Source organism: Streptomyces sp. NPDC059455, assembly GCF_042750115.1.
Taxonomy (GTDB): Bacteria; Actinomycetota; Actinomycetes; order Streptomycetales; family Streptomycetaceae; genus Streptomyces; species Streptomyces endocoffeicus.
Genome location: NZ_JBHYVB010000012.1, coordinates 54,547 through 73,756 on the forward strand (window position 1 = coordinate 54,547; position 19,210 = coordinate 73,756).

14 protein-coding genes are annotated in these 19,210 nt (G+C 71.1%); 11 read left to right on the forward strand and 3 right to left on the reverse strand.

Annotation, left to right across the window (positions count from 1 at the left end; translation table 11 throughout):
- Window positions 1–181 precede the first annotated feature (181 nt).
- Window positions 182–1,357, reverse strand: coding sequence for a trypsin-like serine peptidase (locus tag ACFXB5_RS06280; protein WP_385203056.1), 1,176 nt, complete (start codon window positions 1,355–1,357; stop codon window positions 182–184).
- A gap of 236 nt (window positions 1,358–1,593) precedes the next feature.
- Here ACFXB5_RS06280 and ACFXB5_RS06285 point away from each other — a divergent pair, with 236 nt between their 5' ends.
- The 4 genes from ACFXB5_RS06285 to ACFXB5_RS06300 all read left to right on the forward strand — a co-directional run bounded on the left by ACFXB5_RS06285 (window position 1,594) and on the right by ACFXB5_RS06300 (window position 8,595).
- The gene (locus ACFXB5_RS06285; RefSeq protein WP_385203058.1) at window positions 1,594–3,129 is read left to right on the forward strand and encodes a diaminobutyrate--2-oxoglutarate transaminase family protein; all 1,536 of its coding nucleotides are present in this window, start codon (window positions 1,594–1,596) and stop codon (window positions 3,127–3,129) included.
- A gap of 411 nt (window positions 3,130–3,540) precedes the next feature.
- Window positions 3,541–5,580 carry an IucA/IucC family protein gene (locus ACFXB5_RS06290; RefSeq protein ID WP_385203061.1) on the forward strand — a complete coding sequence of 680 codons (2,040 nt, stop codon included), beginning with the start codon at window positions 3,541–3,543 and terminating at the stop codon, window positions 5,578–5,580.
- 77 nt (window positions 5,581–5,657) lie between these two features.
- Complete coding sequence (locus ACFXB5_RS06295) at window positions 5,658–6,356, forward strand: GNAT family N-acetyltransferase (protein ID WP_385203064.1); 699 nt, start codon at window positions 5,658–5,660, stop codon at window positions 6,354–6,356.
- Between the two features lie 238 nt (window positions 6,357–6,594).
- Window positions 6,595–8,595, forward strand: coding sequence for an ATP-dependent DNA helicase (locus ACFXB5_RS06300; protein WP_385203067.1), 2,001 nt, complete (start codon window positions 6,595–6,597; stop codon window positions 8,593–8,595).
- Window positions 8,596–8,722: 127 nt separating this feature from the next.
- On the opposite strand, the gene lexA is transcribed toward ACFXB5_RS06300, so the two are convergent.
- Window positions 8,723–9,526 (reverse strand): transcriptional repressor LexA, encoded by an 804-nt coding sequence (gene lexA, locus ACFXB5_RS06305; protein ID WP_201852652.1) that lies wholly within the window; start codon window positions 9,524–9,526, stop codon window positions 8,723–8,725.
- 451 nt (window positions 9,527–9,977) lie between these two features.
- Between lexA and nrdR the strand changes: the two genes are divergently transcribed.
- From nrdR to ACFXB5_RS06320, 3 genes are all read left to right on the forward strand, one after another.
- On the forward strand, window positions 9,978–10,499 hold the full coding sequence (gene nrdR / locus ACFXB5_RS06310) for a transcriptional regulator NrdR (protein WP_385203070.1): 522 nt from the start codon (window positions 9,978–9,980) through the stop codon (window positions 10,497–10,499).
- Between the two features lie 116 nt (window positions 10,500–10,615).
- Window positions 10,616–13,486, forward strand: a complete 2,871-nt coding sequence (locus ACFXB5_RS06315) for a vitamin B12-dependent ribonucleotide reductase (RefSeq protein WP_385203073.1) — start codon at window positions 10,616–10,618, stop codon at window positions 13,484–13,486.
- Window positions 13,487–13,669: 183 nt separating this feature from the next.
- On the forward strand, window positions 13,670–14,275 hold the full coding sequence (locus ACFXB5_RS06320) for a YdbC family protein (protein WP_044569357.1): 606 nt from the start codon (window positions 13,670–13,672) through the stop codon (window positions 14,273–14,275).
- 32 nt (window positions 14,276–14,307) lie between these two features.
- On the opposite strand, the gene ACFXB5_RS06325 is transcribed toward ACFXB5_RS06320, so the two are convergent.
- Window positions 14,308–14,934, reverse strand: coding sequence for a TetR/AcrR family transcriptional regulator (locus tag ACFXB5_RS06325; protein ID WP_385203076.1), 627 nt, complete (start codon window positions 14,932–14,934; stop codon window positions 14,308–14,310).
- 114 nt (window positions 14,935–15,048) lie between these two features.
- Between ACFXB5_RS06325 and ACFXB5_RS06330 the strand changes: the two genes are divergently transcribed.
- The 4 genes from ACFXB5_RS06330 (at window position 15,049) to ACFXB5_RS06345 (ending at window position 19,162) form a co-directional block, all read left to right on the forward strand.
- Window positions 15,049–16,695, forward strand: a complete 1,647-nt coding sequence (locus tag ACFXB5_RS06330) for an ABC-F family ATP-binding cassette domain-containing protein (RefSeq protein WP_385203079.1) — start codon at window positions 15,049–15,051, stop codon at window positions 16,693–16,695.
- A 9-nt stretch (window positions 16,696–16,704) separates the two neighbouring features.
- Window positions 16,705–17,364: a histidine phosphatase family protein gene (locus ACFXB5_RS06335; protein WP_385203082.1), complete on the forward strand. Its 660-nt coding sequence runs from the start codon at window positions 16,705–16,707 to the stop codon at window positions 17,362–17,364.
- Window positions 17,365–17,375: 11 nt separating this feature from the next.
- Entirely contained in the window at window positions 17,376–18,269 is an 894-nt protein-coding gene (locus ACFXB5_RS06340) for an ADP-ribosylglycohydrolase family protein (protein WP_385203085.1), read from the forward strand.
- A gap of 191 nt (window positions 18,270–18,460) precedes the next feature.
- Window positions 18,461–19,162: a ribonuclease HII gene (locus ACFXB5_RS06345; protein ID WP_201852660.1), complete on the forward strand. Its 702-nt coding sequence runs from the start codon at window positions 18,461–18,463 to the stop codon at window positions 19,160–19,162.
- Window positions 19,163–19,210 lie beyond the last annotated feature (48 nt).

The window sequence follows — 19,210 nt, forward strand, 5'->3', positions numbered from 1 at the left end:
GCTCCGCTCCCATCACGCACCCCAACGGCCGCACCGATACGGCCAGCGCCACGCGGGGGGGGGGCGCGGGGGGGGACCACCCCCGCGGGGCACGGTAGGTCGCCGCGCGCGCGCCGCCGGCGCGGGGCGCCGCCCCTCGCCATGGGATGGATCGCTGCCTGACGGCTACGGGCTCAGCAGGTCACTGGTTCGCGAACTTCTTGCTGACCGCGCTGTAGACGCCCTTCGCCTCGGGGCCCAGATGCGGGCCCGCCAGCCAGGCCGCGTTGGACGGGCCGATCGAGGTGTTGGACACCAGCGCCGGCTTGCCGTCCGCGCCGTCGGCGACCCAGCCACCGCCGGAGGAGCCCGCGGTCATGGTGCAGCCGATGCGGTACATCGTCGGCTGCTTGGCGTCCAGGGAGAGCCGACCCGGCTTGTCCGCGCACTGGTTCATCTTCTGGCCGTCGAACGGCGGAGCGGCCGGGTAGCCGGTGGCCGTGATCTCGTCGATGGACTTCACCGCCGGGGCGTTGAAGTCGACCGGCAGCGCGCCGCCCACCGTCTCCTCGAGCGACTTGCCGCCGCTGACCTCCGGCTTCACATGCATCACCGCGAAGTCGTACGGAGCGCCCTTACCGCCCACGGCCGCGCCGTTGTCGATCCACTGTGAGGAGGTCTGCGCCCAGTCGGCCCACCAGACACCCTTGGGGGCCAGCTCCTCCTTGGTGGCGTTCTCCAGCTCCGCCTGCGACTTGCCCGCGTCGTTGTAGGAGGGCACGAACATCAGATTCTTGTACCAGCCGCCGCCCTTGCCCGCGTGGACGCAGTGGCCCGCCGTCCACACCAGGTTGGACTTGCCGGGATGCGCCGGGTCCTCGACCACCGTCGCGGAGCAGACCATCGAGCCCTCGGGGCCGTCGAAGAAGACCTTGCCCGCGTAGGGGACGTTGGAGCTGTACGGGCTGGTGACCTCCTTGGCCGGGACGGGCTGCGGATCGGGGTCGGTCACACCCTGGTCGTCCGCGATGTCGCTGTCGTCCACCGGCTTGTCGGGCTCCTGCGCGTCGCGCATCCGGTCCGGCTTCCACAGGCCCTTGATGATCGGGTTGATGAAGTCACCGGCCTCGCGCAGCCAGTCGTCCTTGTCCCACTTGTTCCAGGCGCCGTTCTTCCACTGGTCCAGATCGATGCCGAGGTTCTTCAACTTGTCGTTGAGGTTGTCGGGCAGCTTGATGTCGTCCACGCCCTGCTGCTCCGACGACGCGGTCGGCTTGGCGTCGGTGTTGTCGTCCGAGGAGCCGCACGCGGTGGCGGTGAGCGCCAGAACCGAGGCTATGGCGGCCACGGCCAGTGCGGGTCGGCGTTTGGATGGCATGGGCGGGACTCCCCCTGAGGATCTGAGCTGCTCTACGGCCTGTGCGGAATTGTCATGCACCGCCCCGGCAATGGGGTGGTATCCCACTATGCCGGTGCCGCCTACGACGGCTGCGAGCGGGTCCTTGGTTCCCGGCCGCAAGGATCTTCGCCCAGCCCGTGATCCAGAGCGCCACGCGTCGTTGGTACGTACGGGGGACAGCCGGAGGGTGTTCAGCAGCAGGAGGACCGAGACGCGTGGCCGTGACCCAGCTCCCGCCGATGGCACTGGCCGCCGTCTGCGACGACGACGGCGCCGCCCAGGGCATTCTGCGGCGCCAGGCGCTGCGTGAGTCCGCCGCCCGCACCTACGCCCGGGCGCTGCCCGTCGTTCCGGTGCGCGCCCGGGGGATGACGGTCGAAGGGGCCGACGGCCGCCGCTATCTCGACTGCCTCTCCGGGGCCGGGGCGCTGGCCCTGGGGCACAACCACCCGGCGGTGCTGGACGCGATCCGGGCCGTTCTGGACGCGGAGGCGCCGCTGCAGGTCCTGGACCTGGCCACACCGGTCAAGGACGCCTTCACGGACGAGCTGTTCGCCACTCTGCCGCCCGGACTCGCCGCCCGCGCGCGGGTGCAGTTCTGCGGGCCGGCGGGCACGGACGCGGTCGAGGCCGCGCTCAAGCTGGTGCGGACCGCCACCGGGCGAGACGGCCTGCTCGCCTTCTCCGGGGCCTACCACGGCATGACCGCCGGAGCCCTTGCCGCCTCCGGCGGCGCCCCGTCGTCCGGAGTGACCCGGCTGCCCTTTCCATACGGCTACCGCTGCCCATTCGGGGTCGGCGGGGAGCACGGCGCCGAACTCTCCGCGCGCTGGACCGAGAAGCTGCTCGACGACCCGAAGGGCGGGGTGACCGATCCGGCCGGGATGATCCTCGAACCCGTCCAGGGCGAGGGCGGGGTGATCCCGGCCCCGGACGGCTGGCTGCGCCGGATGCGCGACATCACCGCGGCCCGCTCCATCCCGCTCATCGCGGACGAGGTCCAGACCGGTGTCGGGCGCACCGGGGCCCTCTGGGCGGTCGACCACAGCGGGGTGGTGCCCGATGTGATGGTGCTGTCGAAGGCCATCGGCGGTGGCCTGCCGCTGGCCGTCGTGGTCTACCGCGAGGACCTCGACGTCTGGCCCCCCGGAGCCCACGCGGGCACCTTCCGCGGCAACCAGCTGGCGATGGCCGCAGGCGCCGCGACCCTCGCCTACGTCCGCGAGAACAACCTCGCCGAACGCGCGGCAACTATCGGCGCCCGGATGCTGGATCGGCTGCGCCAATTCGCCACCGGGCACGCGTGGATCGGAGACGTACGCGGCCGCGGCCTCATGATCGGCCTGGAGCTGGTGGCCCCGGATGCTGGGCCTGCTGCCAGCGGGGTGAACCCGGGTGAGGGAGCCCGCCGGGTGGGCGCTCAAGGCGGGGGTGTGGGCGCGGCGTTGGGTGGGGGAGCGTGGTACGCCGGTGCCACACGTACGGGGGCTTCGCCCGCCGATCCCGCGCTCGCGGCGGCCGTTCAGCAGGAGTGCCTGCGGCGCGGGCTCATCGTCGAACTCGGCGGGCGCCACAGCGCGGTGATCCGCCTTCTCCCCCCGCTCACCATCACCGATGAGCAGACAGAGGCCGTCCTCGACCGGCTCACCGACGCCCTGGACGCGGCGATCCGCACCGCCGGAACCCGCTCCCGCGAACTCCCTCCCACCGCTGCCCCATTCGCCCCGCCGCTCGCCGGAGACCACCGGTGACGCGCCCCGCACCGTACGACCGCACCGCCATCGCACCACCGAAGGAGGCAGGCGCCGGGCCCAGGACATGAACGCCGTGATGCCCGCGCCGCACCCACCATGCCGCACACCTCTGGGGGAGCGCCCTTGTCTCCCGAACCGCAGCCCGTGCCCGGCGCCCTGACCGACCCCGACGACTCCGCCCGCCCCGGCCCCCCGACGTCCCTCCCACAGCCGCCCCACACAGCGCCTCCCCCGGCCGAGGCGGCAGGACCGCCCGCTCCACCCTCGGCGGTCTCGACGGTCAGGGCGCCGTCCACCGCCACGACGGCCGTCGGCGACCAGACGGCGCCCCCAGCACCGCCATCGCCCCCAACGGCGGCGTCACCGTCCCCGGCACCCGTGCCATCGCCCCCGGCGGCGTCGCCCGCCATGGCTCCGCTCATCAGCGTGGCGGGAACGGGAACGGGAACGGGAGTACCCCAGCCGCCCGCCCCGGAGCCGCCACCCGCTCCGGAGCCGTCGGCGGAGGAGCCGCCCGCGCCGCAGCTGCCCGCTCAGGGGCCGCCCCTCGCCGTGGCGGCCGTGCCCCGGCAGCACCGCGACAGCCATGAGGCGCCGCCAGACAACCGCATCCGCGAGGCCGGCGCCCGCGAGGTCGTCGCGGATCCGCTCGACGACCCCGACCCGCAGATCGCGGCCGACGCCGCAGCCGTCGAGAACCTGCTGCGCTGCTGGGTGCGCGAGAGCGGCCTAGTGCGCCCCGACGGGGACACCCTGCGCATTTCCCTCGCCGCCAGTGGAACCGTCCTCATCGTCCCGGTGCGCTATTGGTCGCCCACCGGCTGGCACCGCTTCGGTCCGCCGCTGCTGGAACACGGCCCCCATGACGCGCCCGCTGTCGGCGCCGTCACCCTCGCGGCCCTGCTCAGCCGCGAGGCGACGTACAGCGCGCGGCGGGACGACCCCGACGCGGACGCCACCGAACTCGTCGGCCGTGTCGCGGACTCCGTACGGCGCACCGCCCTCTTCCTCACCCTCCGCCGGGCCACACCCGCCGATCCGAGCACGAGCACCCCGTTCCTCAGCGCGGAACAGTCCCTCCTCTTCGGTCACCCCCTGCATCCCACGCCGAAGAGCCGCGAGGGCCTCTCCGACTCCGAATCCACCGTCTGCTCACCGGAAACGCGTGGCTCCTTTCCCCTTCACTGGATCGCGGTCGGCCGGCCCGCGCTGGCTTGCGAGTCGGCCTGGACGGAGCGCGGCCGGACCGTGCCCGCCGAACGGCTCGCCCTCTCCCTGGCGGGCAGCGGCCTCCAACTGCCCACCGGAACCGTGCCCTTGCCCCTGCATCCCTGGCAGGCTCGCGAGATTCGGCACCGTCCGGAGGTCGCCGCGCTCTTCGACGCCGGCCTGCTGCACGACCTCGGGCCGTCCGGTGGGCCCTGGCACCCCACTTCCTCGGTCCGTACCGTCTACCGGCCCGGCGCTCCCGCCATGCTGAAACTCTCCCTCGGTCTGCGGATCACCAACTCCCGTCGTGAGAACCTCCGTAAGGAACTCCGCCGCGGTGTCGAGGTGCACCGGCTGCTCCGCAGCGGACTGGCCGAGCAGTGGCGGGCGGCCTTCCCCGGCTTCCCGGGCTTCGACATCGTCCGGGATCCGGCCTGGCTCGCCGTCGACGGACCGGATGGCGAACCCCTGACCGGCCTCGACGTCGTCATCCGGCACAACCCGTTCGGCCCCGGCGACGACGCCGTCTGCGTCGCCGGACTCCTCGCGCCGCGCCCCTGGCCCGGGCAGCCGGTGATGCGCTCCCGGCTCGCCCACCTCATCGCCCGGCTCGCCGCTCGAACCGGTCGTTCCACCGCGGCCGCCGGCACGGAGTGGTTCCTGCGCTATCTGCACACGGTTGTACGCCCCCTGCTCTGGTTGGACGGAGAGGCCGGCATCGCGCTCGAGGCGCACCAGCAGAACACCCTGGTGCTGCTGGACCCCGACGGCTGGCCGGTCGGCGGCCGCTACCGGGACAACCAGGGCTACTACTTCCGCGCGTCCCGGCACGCCGAACTCCAGCGCCGGCTGCCCGGTATCGGCGGCCGCAGCGACACCTTCGTCTCCGACGACGTCACCGACGAGCGGTTCGCCTACTACCTGGGTGTCAACAACGTCCTCGGACTGATCGGCGCCTTCGGATCCCAGCGACTCGTCGACGAGCGCGTCCTGCTGGCCGCGTTCCGCCGCTTTCTCGCCGAGGCCGCGTCTGGCCCCGCCAGAACCCGCTCACCGCTCCCCGCCCGGCTCCTGGAGACACCCACCCTGCGCTGCAAGGCCAATCTGCTCACGCGGCTGCGCGGCCTGGACGAACTCGTGGGACCGGTGGACACCCAGTCCGTCTATGTGACCATCCCCAACCCCCTTTCCACGTCTGTCTCGCCTTCCGGCTCCACCGCTGTCACCCCCATGGCTTGACTCCGCGACCCGCGATCACGCCCCTCACCCCCACGCCCCTCCCGACGTGCCCAGACCCCTGAGAGGAGAGCATCGCCGTGCCGCACACCGACTCCAGTACGAGCTCCAGCACCGACGACACCATCGACATGCGGCTGCGCCAGGAAGAGGACATCGCACGACTCAGCGACCTGGCCTCCGCTCGACCGGAGGCCGACGGCCGGCCGGATCTGCTCGACCACATCGTCGAATGGGGGCCCACCAACACCCCGTTGGGCACCTTCCAACTCGTCCCCGTCCGCATTGGGCGCGATCTGCGGCTCATCGCCCAATGGATGAACGACCCGTCCGTGGCCGCCTTCTGGGAGCTCGACGGCCCCGAGGAGGCCACCTCGAGCCATCTCGGTGACCAGCTCGACGGCGATGGGCGCAGCGTGCCCTGTCTGGGCGTCCTGGACGGCGTGCCGATGAGCTATTGGGAGGTGTACCGCGCCGATCTGGACCCGCTCGCGCGGTACTACCCGGCCCGGCCGCACGACACGGGTATCCACCTGCTCATCGGCCGGGTCAGCGATCGCGGCCGTGGCCTGGGGACGACCCTGCTCCGCGCGGCCGCCGACCTTGTCCTCGAGCACCGTCGGTCCTGCACCCGGGTCGTGGCCGAACCGGATCTCCGCAATACTCCCTCCGTGGCCGCCTTCCTCAGCGCCGGTTTCCGCTTCTCCGCGGAAGTCGAACTCCCCGGCAAACGCGCCGCGCTGATGCTGCGCGACCGTGCCCTGCGACACGTCCTGTGAGCGTCCGCAACCATCCGTGCCCCCCGGTGATCCATCTGCCTCGATGCGAGACTCCACTGTTCATACACCGCTCGCCCGGTCCCGGTTCCACGCACCGTGGCTCCGCCCGTGCCACGCACCGCGGCTGCGCCCGTGCCACGAAGCGAAGATCCGCCCGACCCCGCTCCGGCCGAAACTGTCCGTCACCGACCACACCGACAGGAGTGATGTCGGTGCCGCCCTTTAGGCTGGCAGCCCTATGACTGAATCGTCCTCGCCTCCACTCGAAGATCTGCTGCACGCCGCCGTAACCGCCGTCGGCGGCACCGAGCGCCCTGGCCAGACCGCCATGGCCCAAGCGGTGGCGGAGGCGATCGACGACAGCTCCCACCTGCTGGTCCAGGCCGGTACCGGCACCGGGAAGTCCCTGGGCTACCTGGTGCCCGCCCTCGCCCACGGCGAGCGCGTCGTTGTCGCCACGGCGACCCTCGCCCTGCAGCGGCAGCTCGTCGAGCGCGACCTGCCCCGCACCGTGGAGGCGCTGCACCCGCAGCTGCGCCGTCGCCCCGAGTTCGCCATGCTCAAGGGCCGCTCCAACTATCTGTGCCTGCATCGGCTCCACGAGGGCGTCCCCCAGGAAGACGCCGATGAGGCCGGGCTCTTCGACCCGTTCGAGGCCGCCGCGCCCACCAGCAAGCTCGGCAAGGACCTGCTGCGGTTGCGCGACTGGTCGGACGATACCGAGACGGGTGACCGGGACGATCTGACCCCCGGTGTCTCGGACCGCGCCTGGTCCCAGGTGTCGGTCACCTCCCGGGAGTGCCTCGGCGCGTCCAAATGCGCCTATGGCGCGGAGTGCTTCGCCGAGGCCGCCCGTGAGCGGGCCAAGCTCGCCGACGTCGTCGTCACCAATCACGCGCTGCTCGCCATCGACGCGATCGAGGGCGCTCCCGTGCTGCCCAGCCATGAGGTGCTGATCGTCGACGAGGCCCATGAGCTGGTCTCCCGGGTCACCGGCGTCGCCAGCGGAGAGCTCACCCCGGGCCAGGTCAACCGCGCCGTGCGGCGTGCCGCGAAGCTGGTCAACGAACAGGCGGCGGACGCTCTGCAGACCGCCTCCGAGGGCTTCGAGCGGCTGATGGAGCTCGCCCTGCCCGGCCGCCTCGAGAAGATCCCCGAGGACCTCGGCTATGTGCTGATGGCGCTGCGCGACGCGGCCCGCACGGTGATCTCGGCGCTCGGCGCCACACGGGACGCCTCGGTCAAGGACGAGGACGCGGTCCGCAAGCAGGCGCTGGGCGCCGTGGAGAACATCCACCAGGTGGCCGAGCGGATCGTCGAAGCCTCCGAGTACGACGTGGTCTGGTACGAGCGGCACGACCGCTTCGGCGCCTCGCTGCGTGTCGCCCCGCTCTCGGTGTCGGGGCTGCTGCGCGAGAAGCTGTTCGAGGACCGGTCCGTCGTCCTCACCTCCGCCACGCTCAAGCTGGGCGGGGACTTCAACGGGGTGGCGGCCTCACTCGGTCTAGCCCCCGAGAGCCCGCAGGATCCGGAGGGCGGCGAGGAGGCCGCACCGCGCTGGCAGGGTCTCGATGTCGGCTCGCCCTTCGACTACTCCAAGCAGGGGATTCTCTACGTCGCCAAGCATCTCGCCCAGCCCGGCCGCGAGGGCAGCCGCGCCGATATGCTCGATGAGCTCGCCGAGCTGGTGGAGGCAGCGGGTGGTCGCACGCTCGGGCTGTTCTCGTCCATGCGTGCCGCCCAGGCGGCCGCGGAGGACCTGCGTGGGCGGGTGGACATGCCCATCCTCCTCCAGGGCGAGGAGACGCTGGGCGAGCTGATCCGCTCCTTCTCCGCCGACGCCAGGACCTGCCTGTTCGGCACGCTGTCCCTCTGGCAGGGTGTCGATGTGCCGGGGCCCAGCTGTCAGTTGGTGGTGATGGACCGGGTGCCTTTCCCCCGCCCCGACGACCCTCTGATGAGTGCCCGCCAGAAGGCGGTGGAGGAGGCCGGTGGCAATGGCTTCATGGCCGTCGCCGCGACCCATGCCGCGCTGTTGATGGCTCAGGGTGCGGGTCGGCTGGTGCGGGCTTCGGGCGACCGCGGCATCGTCGCCGTCCTGGATCCGCGGGTCGAGCGGGCCCGCTACGGCTCGTTCCTCCGCAAGTCCATGCCGGAATTCTGGTACACGACTGACCGCAACCAGGTGCGCCGCTCGCTGGCCGCCATCGACGCGGCGGCCAAGGCACAGGAGGCCTAGCGGGGGGCGGTCGTCTCATACGACAGGGCCTCGACGGTCGCGAGACACAGCAGGGCCCCGGAACCGGCGCAGTGGTTCCGGGGCCCGGTCGTGGGGCACGCTAAGGGCGCACCTCGATCTGGCGCGCTCAGACGCGCCGCAGCACCGCAACCACCTTGCCCAGAATGGTGGCCTCGTCGCCGGGGATCGGCTGGTAGGCGGCGTTGTGCGGGAGGAGCCACACATGGCCGTCCTCACGCTTGAAACGCTTCACCGTGGCCTCACCGTCGAGCATGGCGGCGACGATGTCGCCGTTCTCCGCGACGGGCTGGCGGCGCACCGTCACCCAGTCGCCGTCGCAGATGGCGGCCTCGATCATGGAGTCGCCGACCACCTTCAGCACGAAGAGCTCACCGTCGCCGACCAGCTGCCGGGGGAGCGGGAAGACATCCTCGACCGACTCCTCGGCGAGGATCGGGCCACCGGCCGCGATCCGGCCGACCAGCGGCACATAGGAGGCGGCGGGCTTGCCGGTGGTGTCCTGGGGCTGGGTGCTGGGCTGGTCGGAGCCGCGGACCTCGTAGGCCCGGGGCCGATGGGGGTCGCGTCGCAGAAAGCCCTTCCGCTCCAGGGCCATCAGCTGGTGGGCGACGGACGAGGTGCTGGAGAGGCCCACCGCCTGACCGATCTCCCGCATGGACGGCGGGTAGCCACGCCGCTGCACAGAGTCGCGAATGACCTCGATGACGCGCCGCTGCCGGTCGGTCAGCCCCGAGCTGTCCGCCCGGATGCCTGGAGGTCGCCCTGGTAGCGAGCGCGCGGGCTTCTGCCCCTCCGGGGTCGTGGCGTCATCGTTCATCGGGTGGGTCTGGTTCATCGCGTGTGTCTGTTCGAGTCGGCTCTGGGAGCGCTCCTGGGCGGTAACGGTGGCGCTCTCTGCGGTGGTGGTCACGACGGCCCCTCTCGAGATGTTCTCCCTAGTTGGACAACGGTAGTTGCTTTCGAAAGGTTGCGCCAAACACACGTTCGAGTGAAATTTCGCAGATGGACTGACGTGATCACAGGGTTCGGTGTATGGGCCGTTTGGTCCGGTCGCCGTGCGGCGGCCCCAGTCTTGCATCCCGACCCCTGTGAATCCGGGACGCACGGGGTTCGCGTAGTCTCGTGCCTGCTCCCGACCCGTGACACGCCATCCGGCTCGGTTGAGTGCCGGACACCAGATCTAGTGGTTTGATGGATGCAGGCCACCCACAGGTTGTGGTCCCTGGTGGATCCGCCGACAGAGTTTTGGCCTATGCTTGTGGCCGCCCCGGAGGGTCTTACGGCCCGGACGGGGCTCATCAGGCATGTTCAGGCATGTTCAGTCATGCGCCGTTTTTGAGGGTGAGGGAGGGCTCGGAGTCATGCACTGCCCCTTCTGCAGGCACCCCGACAGCCGCGTCGTCGACAGCCGCACCACGGATGACGGCTGCTCGATCCGCAGGCGCCGCCAGTGCCCCGACTGCTCGCGTCGCTTCACGACCGTGGAGACCGCGTCACTCATGGTGATCAAGCGGAGCGGGGTCACCGAGCCCTTCAGCCGCGACAAGGTCATCTCGGGGGTTCGCAAGGCGTGCCAGGGCCGTCCGGTGACCGAGGACGCCCTCGCCAAGCTCGGTCAGCAGGTGGAGGAGGCGGTCCGGGCCACCGGCAGCGCCGAGCTGTCCACCCATGACGTCGGGCTCGCCATACTCGGCCCGCTCCAGAAGCTCGACCTCGTCGCCTACCTCCGCTTCGCCTCCGTCTACCGCGCCTTCGACTCCCTCGAGGACTTCGAGGACGCCGTGGCGGAGCTGCGTGACCAGCAACGGCCTCCCGCGCACGACCGCGGGCCCGGCGCCGAAGGGGCCGCGGAGGCCCCCGCGCCGGCGATCGCCGCCGACTGACCGGCGGCCCACATACCCGCCCGGGGCGCTTGCCGCGTCCGGGTGAAAGACAGACACACCGTGCCCGGGGAAGAAATGGGCACATCAGGGCGTTTTCGCCCGTACAGGGAGGCGGAATGACAGAGACGACGAGCGGCCCGGCACGAGGCTCCCGCTCCAAGGGCAGCAAGGCGAACAAGGGGCTGCGCATCGAGCGCATCCATACCACCCCCGGCGTGCATCCGTACGACGAGGTGGTCTGGGAGCGCCGTGACGTCGTCATGACCAACTGGCGCGACGGTTCGGTCAACTTCGAGCAGCGCGGCGTGGAGTTCCCCGACTTCTGGTCGGTGAACGCGGTCAACATCGTCACAAGCAAGTACTTCCGTGGAGCGGTGGGCTCCCCGGAGCGCGAGGCGAGCCTGAAGCGGCTCATCGACCGCGTGGTGCGCACCTACCGCAAGGCCGGTGAGGACAATGGCTACTTCGCCTCGCCCGCGGACGCCGAGATCTTCGACCACGAGCTCACCTACGCGCTGCTGCACCAGGTCTTCAGCTTCAACTCGCCTGTCTGGTTCAACGTCGGCACCAAGCAGCCGCAGCAGGTCAGCGCCTGCTTCATCCTCTCCGTGGACGACTCCATGGAGTCGATCCTGGACTGGTACAAGGAAGAGGGGATGATCTTCAAGGGCGGCTCCGGCGCCGGCCTGAACCTCTCCCGTATCCGTTCCTCCAAGGAACTCCTCTCCTCGGGCGGCAACGCCTCCGGCCCCGTCTCCTTCATGCGCGGCGCCGACGCCTCCGCCGGAACGATCAAGTCGGGCGGCGCCACCCGCCGGGCCGCCAAGATGGTCGTGCTCGACGTCGATCACCCGGATGTCGAGGCGTTCATCGAGACCAAGGTCAAGGAGGAGGAGAAGATCCGCGCCCTGCGCGACGCGGGCTTCGACATGGACCTGGGCGGCGACGACATCACGTCCGTCCAGTACCAGAACGCCAACAACTCCGTCCGCGTGAACGACACGTTCATGAAGGCGGTGGAGTCCGGCTCCTCGTTCGGGCTGCGCAGCCGGCTGACCGGTGAGCCCATCGAGGAGATCGACGCCAAGGCCCTCTTCCGCAAGATGGCCGAGGCCGCCTGGGCCTGCGCCGACCCGGGCATCCAGTACGACGACACCATCAACCACTGGCACACCTCGCCGGAGTCGGGCCGGATCACGGCCTCCAACCCGTGCAGCGAGTACATGCACCTGGACAACTCCTCGTGCAACCTCGCCTCGCTCAACCTGATGAAGTTCCTCCACGACGACGACGCGGGCAACCAGCGCTTCGACGCCGAGCGCTTCGCCAAGGTCGTCGAGCTGGTCATCACCGCGATGGACATCTCCATCTGCTTCGCGGACTTCCCGACCGAGAAGATCGGCGAGACCACCCGCGCCTTCCGCCAGCTGGGCATCGGCTACGCCAACCTGGGCGCCCTGCTCATGGCCACCGGCCACGCCTATGACAGCGACGGCGGCCGGGCCCTGGCCGGAGCCATCACCTCCCTGATGACCGGCACCTCGTACAAGCGCTCCGCGGAGCTCGCCGCCGTGGTCGGCACGTACGACGGCTACGCCCGGAACGCGGACGCCCACAAGCGCGTCATGAAGCAGCACTCGGACGCCAACGCCGCCGCCAAGCGCATGGACGACCTGGACACCCCGGTCTGGGCCGCGGCCACCGAGGCCTGGCAGGACGTGCTGCGTCTCGGCGAGAAGAGCGGCTACCGCAACGCCCAGGCGTCGGTGCTCGCGCCGACCGGCACCATCGGCCTGATGATGGACTGCGACACCACGGGGGTCGAGCCGGACCTGGCCCTGGTCAAGTTCAAGAAGCTGGTCGGCGGCGGCTCCATGCAGATCGTGAACAACACGGTCCCCAAGGCGCTCAAGCGGCTCGGCTACCAGGAGGAGCAGGTCGAGGCGATCGTCGCCCACATCGCCGAGCACGGCAATGTGATCGACGCGCCGGGGCTGAAGCCCCAGCACTACGAGGTCTTCGACTGCGCTATGGGTGAGCGCTCCATCTCGCCGATGGGCCATGTGCGGATGATGGCGGCCGCCCAGCCGTTCCTGTCCGGCGCGATCTCCAAGACGGTCAACATGCCGGAGTCGGCCACCGTCGAGGAGATCGAGGAGATCTACTTCGAGGGCTGGAAGCTCGGCATCAAGGCGCTGGCGATCTACCGCGACAACTGCAAGGTCGGCCAGCCGCTCTCCGCCAAGAAGAAGGAGGAGAAGGAGCAGGCCGAGCCCGAGGTCGAGAAGGTCGTCGAGTACCGCCCGGTCCGCAGGCGCCTTCCCAAGGGCCGCCCCGGCATCACCACCTCCTTCACGGTGGGCGGCGCCGAGGGCTACATGACCGCGAACTCCTACCCGGACGACGGTCTCGGTGAGGTCTTCCTGAAGATGTCCAAGCAGGGCTCGACCCTGGCGGGCATGATGGACGCCTTCTCGATCGCCGTGTCGGTCGGCCTGCAGTACGGCGTGCCGCTGGAGACCTACGTCTCGAAGTTCACCAATATGCGCTTCGAGCCGGCCGGTATGACGGACGACCCGGACGTGCGGATGGCGCAGTCGATCGTCGACTACATCTTCCGCCGGCTGGCGCTGGACTTCCTGCCCTTCGAGACCCGCTCGGCGCTCGGCATCCACTCCGCCGAGGAGCGCCAGCGCCACCTGGAGACGGGGTCCTACGAGGCCGCCGACGACGAGGTGGACGTCGAGGGCCTGGCCCAGTCGGCGCCGCGCCATGTGGCTGCCCCGAAGAGCAGCAGCGGGTCGTCATCGCGGTCGCGGAGCGGGTCCGAGTCGGCGAAGGAGGCCCACAGCTCGACCGAACTGGTCGAGATCCAGCTGGGGTTGAACGCGGACGCGCCGCTCTGCTTCTCCTGCGGCACCAAGATGCGCCGTGCGGGCAGCTGCTACCTGTGCGAGGGCTGCGGTTCGACGAGCGGCTGCAGCTGATCGCGAGCTCTTACAGATGACATCCGAGGGATGACATCCGAGGGATGACATCCGAGGCGGGGCGCGGACCTTCGGGTCCGCGCCCCGCCGCCGTTGTCCCCGGCGCCGTACGACGCGATGGCGAACCGGGGGCGGACTCTCCGGTATGTGATGAGGGCCACCGTACGGCCGTAGGATGGCGCGGTGCTGGTCAAGTGGATTCGCTGCACCGTGGTGGACCGCCCGGGTTTCGAGCGGGGGCAGCGGAAGTGGGCGGGGTTGCCCGGCGAACCGGGATTCCGGGGGCAGGGCGGTGGCTGGAGCCGGGGGCGGCCGAATGTGGCGCATGTCTTCTCGTTCTGGGAGAGCAGGGCGTTCTACGACTCCTTCATGGCGCGCTCGCACGACCGGCTGGCGGCCTCGCAGTCGGGCACGTACCGGGATATGCAAGTCCGGCTGTTCGAGCACCGATTCGATGTGAAGGTCGGCTTCGAGCCGCGGTTCTCCGACGCGGATGTGGTGCGCGTCGCGCACTGCCGGGTGCGCCCCGACCGGGTGGATCACTTCACGCTGGTGCAGGAGAAGGTGTGGAATCCGGCCATGGCCGGGTCGCCCGGGATGCTGCGCGGGGTGTTCGGGGAGGCGCCGGGGAACGAGTTCCTGGTGTTGTCCATGTGGGACTCGGCGGCCGAGCACGGGAAGTACCGCGTGGAGCGGGTCGAGCGGCTTGGCCTGCGCGCGCAGACGGAAGCGGATGTGGCGGCGATCGCCGGCGATGTCGTACGGGTCGAGTCCGCCTGGACGGTGTGAGGCGGAGCCCTCTGCCGGTCAAGGGGTCCTGATCAGCGGTGGGCGGGGAGGTAGGCCCCGGCCCGGACCGCGGCGGTGACGGCGGCCGCCGTCTGGTCGGCGAGCGGGGTGTCGATGGGCTCGCGGGTGATCAGCGCCCGGAAGAACAAGGGCGCGGAGACGGCGCGTACGACCGCCGCGGCGTCGGTGCCGGAGGGGGCCTCACCTCGGTCGACGGCCCGCCGCACCACGGATTCGCAGCGCGCGAAGCGCTCGGTGTAGAAGTCGCGCAGCGCCTGCGCCGCGCGCTCGGACTGGAACGCGGCCGCGATGAAAGCGGTCGGCGCGGCGGCGGCCGGCACGCTGCCGAAGGTCTCGGTCACCTCGCGGGCGAGGGCGCGCAGATCGTCCTCCAGATTCCCGGTGTCGGGCGGCGTCCAGGCGTCCTCCCCCGCCAGGTCCAGCGCGTCCGCCACGAGCCCCTCGACGCTGCCCCAGCGCCGGTAGACGGTCGTCTTGTGGATGCCGGAGCGCTCGGCGACGTACTCCACGGTCAGACCGGGGTAGCCGTGCTCGGCGAGGCCGGTGAGGACGGCGTCGCGCACCGCCGAGCGGGTGCGCGCGGTGCGCCCGCCGGGGCGGACGGTGCCCGGCGTCGGGGTGGCGCTCTCTGTGGACAAGTGCAACTCCAGTTGTGTTAGTGGGTTCACTATGCCATGCTGAGGGTAATGCAACTTCAGTTGTGTTTGGAGTGTGCGGTCCGGACGGCCGCTCGCGTGCTCGGAGGTGCGCCCTTGCCCACTCAGATCTCGCTGGGAGGCGTCACGCTGTCCCGGGGCGACCGGCTGCTGTTCGACGACGTGTCCTTCGCGGTGCGGCCCGGGGAGCGGATCGGCGTCGTGGGGGAGAACGGGGCCGGTAAGTCCACCCTGCTGCGGCTGCTGGCCGGGCGCGAGTCACCGGACGACGGCGCCGTGGTCACGGTGGCCGACGGCGGCGTCGGCCACCTCGGCCAGACGCCCGAGCTGCCGCCGGACCACACGGTGCGCGACGCGGTGGACACCGCCCTCGCCGAGGTGCGCGCGATGGAGCGCGGGCTGCGCGAGCTGGAGGCGGATCTCGGCGGTGGCGCCCCCGACGTGCTCGCCGCGTACGGCGATCTGCTCACCGCGTTCGAGGCCCGCGGCGGCTATGAGGCGGATGCCCGGGTGGAGAAGGCCATGCAGGGCCTGGGGCTCGGCGGCATCGGATACGAGCGGCGGCTCGGCAGCCTGTCGGGCGGTGAGCAGGCCCGGCTCGGGCTCGCCTGCCTGATCGCGGCCGCCCCCGAGGTGATGCTGCTGGACGAGCCGACGAACCACCTCGACGGCGCGGCGCTCGGCTGGCTGGAGGAGGCGCTCCGGGCGCATCCGGGCACCGTCCTCGCGGTCTCCCACGACCGGGTCTTCCTGGAGGGGGTGGCGACCGCGATCGTCGAGGTGGACGCCGACCGCCGCACCCTGGTGCGGTACGGCGGGGGGTACGGCGGATTCGTCGCCGAGCAGACCGCCGCGCGCCGCCGCTGGGAGCAGGTGTACGAGGAGTGGTGCGCCGAGACGGCCGCGCTCGCGGAGGCCGCCACCACCGTGGCCCGGCGGGTCGCCCCGGGTCGCGGCATGAAGGACGGCAACAAGATGGCCTATGACCGGGACCGGGGGCGTGTGCAGTCCTCGGTGTCCAGCAGGGTGCGGAGCGCGCGGGAGAGGCTGCGCAGACTCCAGGAGGACCCGGTGCCGCGCCCACCGGAGCCGCTGCGGTTCTCGGCGCTCCCCGCCGCGGGGACGGCGGACGGTCTGCTCATCGACCTTCACGATGTCCGCGTGGGGGAGCGGCTGGCGGTGGACCGGCTCACGGTGGCGGCCGGAGAGCGACTGCTCGTCCACGGTGCCAACGGCGCGGGCAAATCCACGTTGCTGCGGGTCATGGCCGGGGTGGAGCAACCGGAGGCGGGCCGGGTGGCCCGCCGGGGCAGGATCGGCTACCTCGCCCAGGAGATACCGGTTGCCCGGCCCCGGGAGCGGCTGTTGTCGGCCTTCGGCCGGGGGCTGCCGGGGACGCCGGAGGAGCAGGCCGACCTGCTGCTGTCGTACGGGCTGTTCCGCCCGGAAGCCCTCCACGTCCCGGTGGGGTCGCTCTCCGCGGGCCAGCGCCGCCGGCTGGCGCTCGCCCGGCTGCTGGCCCGCCCCGCCGATCTGCTGCTGCTCGACGAGCCGACCAACCATCTCGCCCTCGGCCTGGTGGAGGAGCTGGAGGAGGCGCTGGCCCGGTGGAGCGGGGCGCTGGTGGTGGTCTCGCACGACCGGCTGCTGCGCAGCCGCTTCACCGGGCGGCGCCGCGAGATACGAGGAGGTCGGCCCCTGGCCGAGGAGGGGAGCGAGGCGCCGGTCACGGCCTCGATCTAGGGTGGCGCCATGGCACGACCTCGGCGCATCGTCCTCCTACGGCACGGAGAATCGGAGGGGAACATCGATGACTCGGTCTACGAAAGGGTGCCCGACCATGCTCTGAGGCTGACCGAGACCGGGCGCCGGCAGGCGGAGGAGGCGGGCGAGCGGCTGCGCGCCACCTTTGGCGACGAGCGCGTGTCGATCTATGTGTCGCCGTACCGCCGCACCCACCAGACCTTGAAGCTGCTCGATCTCGACCCCTCCCGCACCCGGGTCAGGGAGGAGCCGCGGCTGCGGGAGCAGGACTGGGGGAACTGGCAGGACCGCGAGGACGTGCGGAAACAGATGGCGTACCGCGATGCCTACGGGCACTTCTTCTACCGGTTCGCGCAGGGTGAGTCGGGCGCCGACGTCTATGACCGGGTGGACGCCTTCCTGGAGAGCCTGTGGCGCAGCTTCGAGGACCCGGCCCACCCGCCGAACGTCCTGCTGGTGACCCATGGGCTGACCATGCGGCTGTTCTGCATGCGGTGGCTGCACTGGAACGTCGCCGAATTCGAGTCGCTGTCGAACCCCGGCAACGGCGAGATGCGGACCCTGCTGCTCGGCTCCGACGGGCGCTACCACCTCGACCGGCCCTTTGAACGCTGGTGCACCCCCAAGCCCTACGGCCGCACCGGTTAGAGTGCGCAACGATGACCGCTGACCGTTTCCACCGGGCTCTGTGGAGCCTGCGCGGGCTGGCCGTGGGCGACGCCCTCGGCTCCCAGTTCTTCGTCCCCGCCAACTATCCCTACCTCAAGCGCCGCGAGCTGCCGCCCACCCCCTGGCAGTGGACCGACGACACCGAGATGGCCTGTTCGATCCTGGCCGTCCTGGTGACCCACGGCCGGATCGACCAGGACGATCTCGCCCGGTCCTTCGCCGACCACCATGACTTCGACCGGGGCTACGGCCCCGCCGTGAACCGGATGCTCCGCCTGATCAGGGAGGGCGGCGACTGGCGTGACCTGGCCGCCGGGCTGTTCCAGGGGCAGGGTTCGTGGGGCAACGGCGCCGCCATGCGGATCGCCCCGCTGGGCGCCTGGTACGCGGGCGATGTGGAGCAGGCCACGCATCAGGCCGAGATCTCGGCGTACACCACGCATCAGCATCGCGAGGCGGTGGCGGGAGCCATGGCGGTGGCCGCGGCCGCGGCGGTGGTGGCCGATCCGGCGGGCCACGGCGGGCCCGGGGAACTGCTGGACCGGGTGGTCGAGGTGGTGCCGCGCAGCGCCGTCCAGGCGGGGCTGCGCCGCGCCCGTGACATGCTCGACTACGCGGATGCCGGGACCGTCGCCGCGGTGCTCGGCTGTGGCCGCCGCACCAGCGCCCATGACACCGTGCCGTTCGCCCTGTGGGCCGCCGCTCGCCACCTGGGTTCCTTCGAGGAGGCGTTCTGGAGGACGGCCTCGGCCGGCGGAGATGTGGACACCACCTGCGCCATCGTCGGGGGAGTGGTCGCGTCCGAGGCCGCCGGTGTGCCGCCCGCCGACTGGCTGGACCGCACCGAGGCGCTGCCGGAGTGGGTCCCGTCGGGCGCCGACTGACCTGTCGCGTGGGCGTGATGCGGTGCGCCGTCCGGTTTGCCCCACCTGTTGAACCCGCCTTGCGCCGCGTCGTGTTGGGCGGAAACGGCTACCGGACCCACCAGGGCGGCGACCGCCGACGGCGGTCGGTGATCACTGGCGGGGATCCGGGTTCCGAACGCAGGTAAGAGCGGCGTAAGGTTGTCCTCGCCATGGCCTATGAACCGCCCACCCACAGTGTCGAGCGCTCGCTCCGAGCCACGACGGGAGCAAAGATCGTCGTCGGTATCGACGAAGTCGGGCGCGGGGCATGGGCCGGTCCGGTTACGGTCTGCGCGGCAGTCACCGGGCTGCGCCGTCCGCCGACCGGGCTCACCGACTCCAAGCTGCTGAGTCCCAAGAAGCGCACGGCCCTGGCCCTGGAACTGGACTCGTGGGTCACCGCACACGCCCTGGGGCACTCCTCTCCCGAGGAGATCGACGACCTGGGGATGACGGCCGCCCTCCGGCTCGCCGCCACGCGTGCGCTGGACGCGCTGCCGGTGCGGCCGGACGCGGTCATCCTGGACGGGAAGTACGACTACCTCGGCGGTCCCTGGACGGTTCGTACGGTCATCAAGGGCGATCAGTCCTGTGTGTCCGTCGCCGCCGCCTCAGTGATCGCCAAGGTCCGCCGGGATGCGATGATGGCCGAACTGGGAGCCGAGCACACGGACTTCTGCTTCGGGGACAACGCCGGATATCCGTCCCCCACGCACCGTGCCGCCCTGCGGGAACTGGGGCCCACGCCCCACCACCGGCTGTCCTGGGCCTATATGGACGGGCTGCCTCGCTGGCGGCACCTGAAGCGGTTCCGCAGTACATCCGAACCGGTCGGGCTGGAGGGCGAAGGCCAACTCGGCTTCGACTTCTGAGCAGACCAAGCGGTCCAAACCGCCACCCGCCGATGCGACTCGCACCGA

What these genes read in the sequence shown, in the direction of transcription:
- ACFXB5_RS06280 (WP_385203056.1), bottom strand. Translation starts at nt 1,357, where the DNA reads ATGCCATCCAAACGCCGACCCGCACTGGCCGTGGCCGCCATAGCCTCG.
- ACFXB5_RS06315 (WP_385203073.1), top strand. Translation starts at nt 10,616, where the DNA reads ATGACAGAGACGACGAGCGGCCCGGCACGAGGCTCCCGCTCCAAGGGC.
- ACFXB5_RS06290 (WP_385203061.1), top strand. Translation starts at nt 3,541, where the DNA reads ATGGCTCCGCTCATCAGCGTGGCGGGAACGGGAACGGGAACGGGAGTA.
- ACFXB5_RS06335 (WP_385203082.1), top strand. Translation starts at nt 16,705, where the DNA reads ATGGCACGACCTCGGCGCATCGTCCTCCTACGGCACGGAGAATCGGAG.
- ACFXB5_RS06340 (WP_385203085.1), top strand. Translation starts at nt 17,376, where the DNA reads ATGACCGCTGACCGTTTCCACCGGGCTCTGTGGAGCCTGCGCGGGCTG.
- nrdR (WP_385203070.1), top strand. Translation starts at nt 9,978, where the DNA reads ATGCACTGCCCCTTCTGCAGGCACCCCGACAGCCGCGTCGTCGACAGC.
- ACFXB5_RS06300 (WP_385203067.1), top strand. Translation starts at nt 6,595, where the DNA reads ATGACTGAATCGTCCTCGCCTCCACTCGAAGATCTGCTGCACGCCGCC.
- ACFXB5_RS06345 (WP_201852660.1), top strand. Translation starts at nt 18,461, where the DNA reads ATGGCCTATGAACCGCCCACCCACAGTGTCGAGCGCTCGCTCCGAGCC.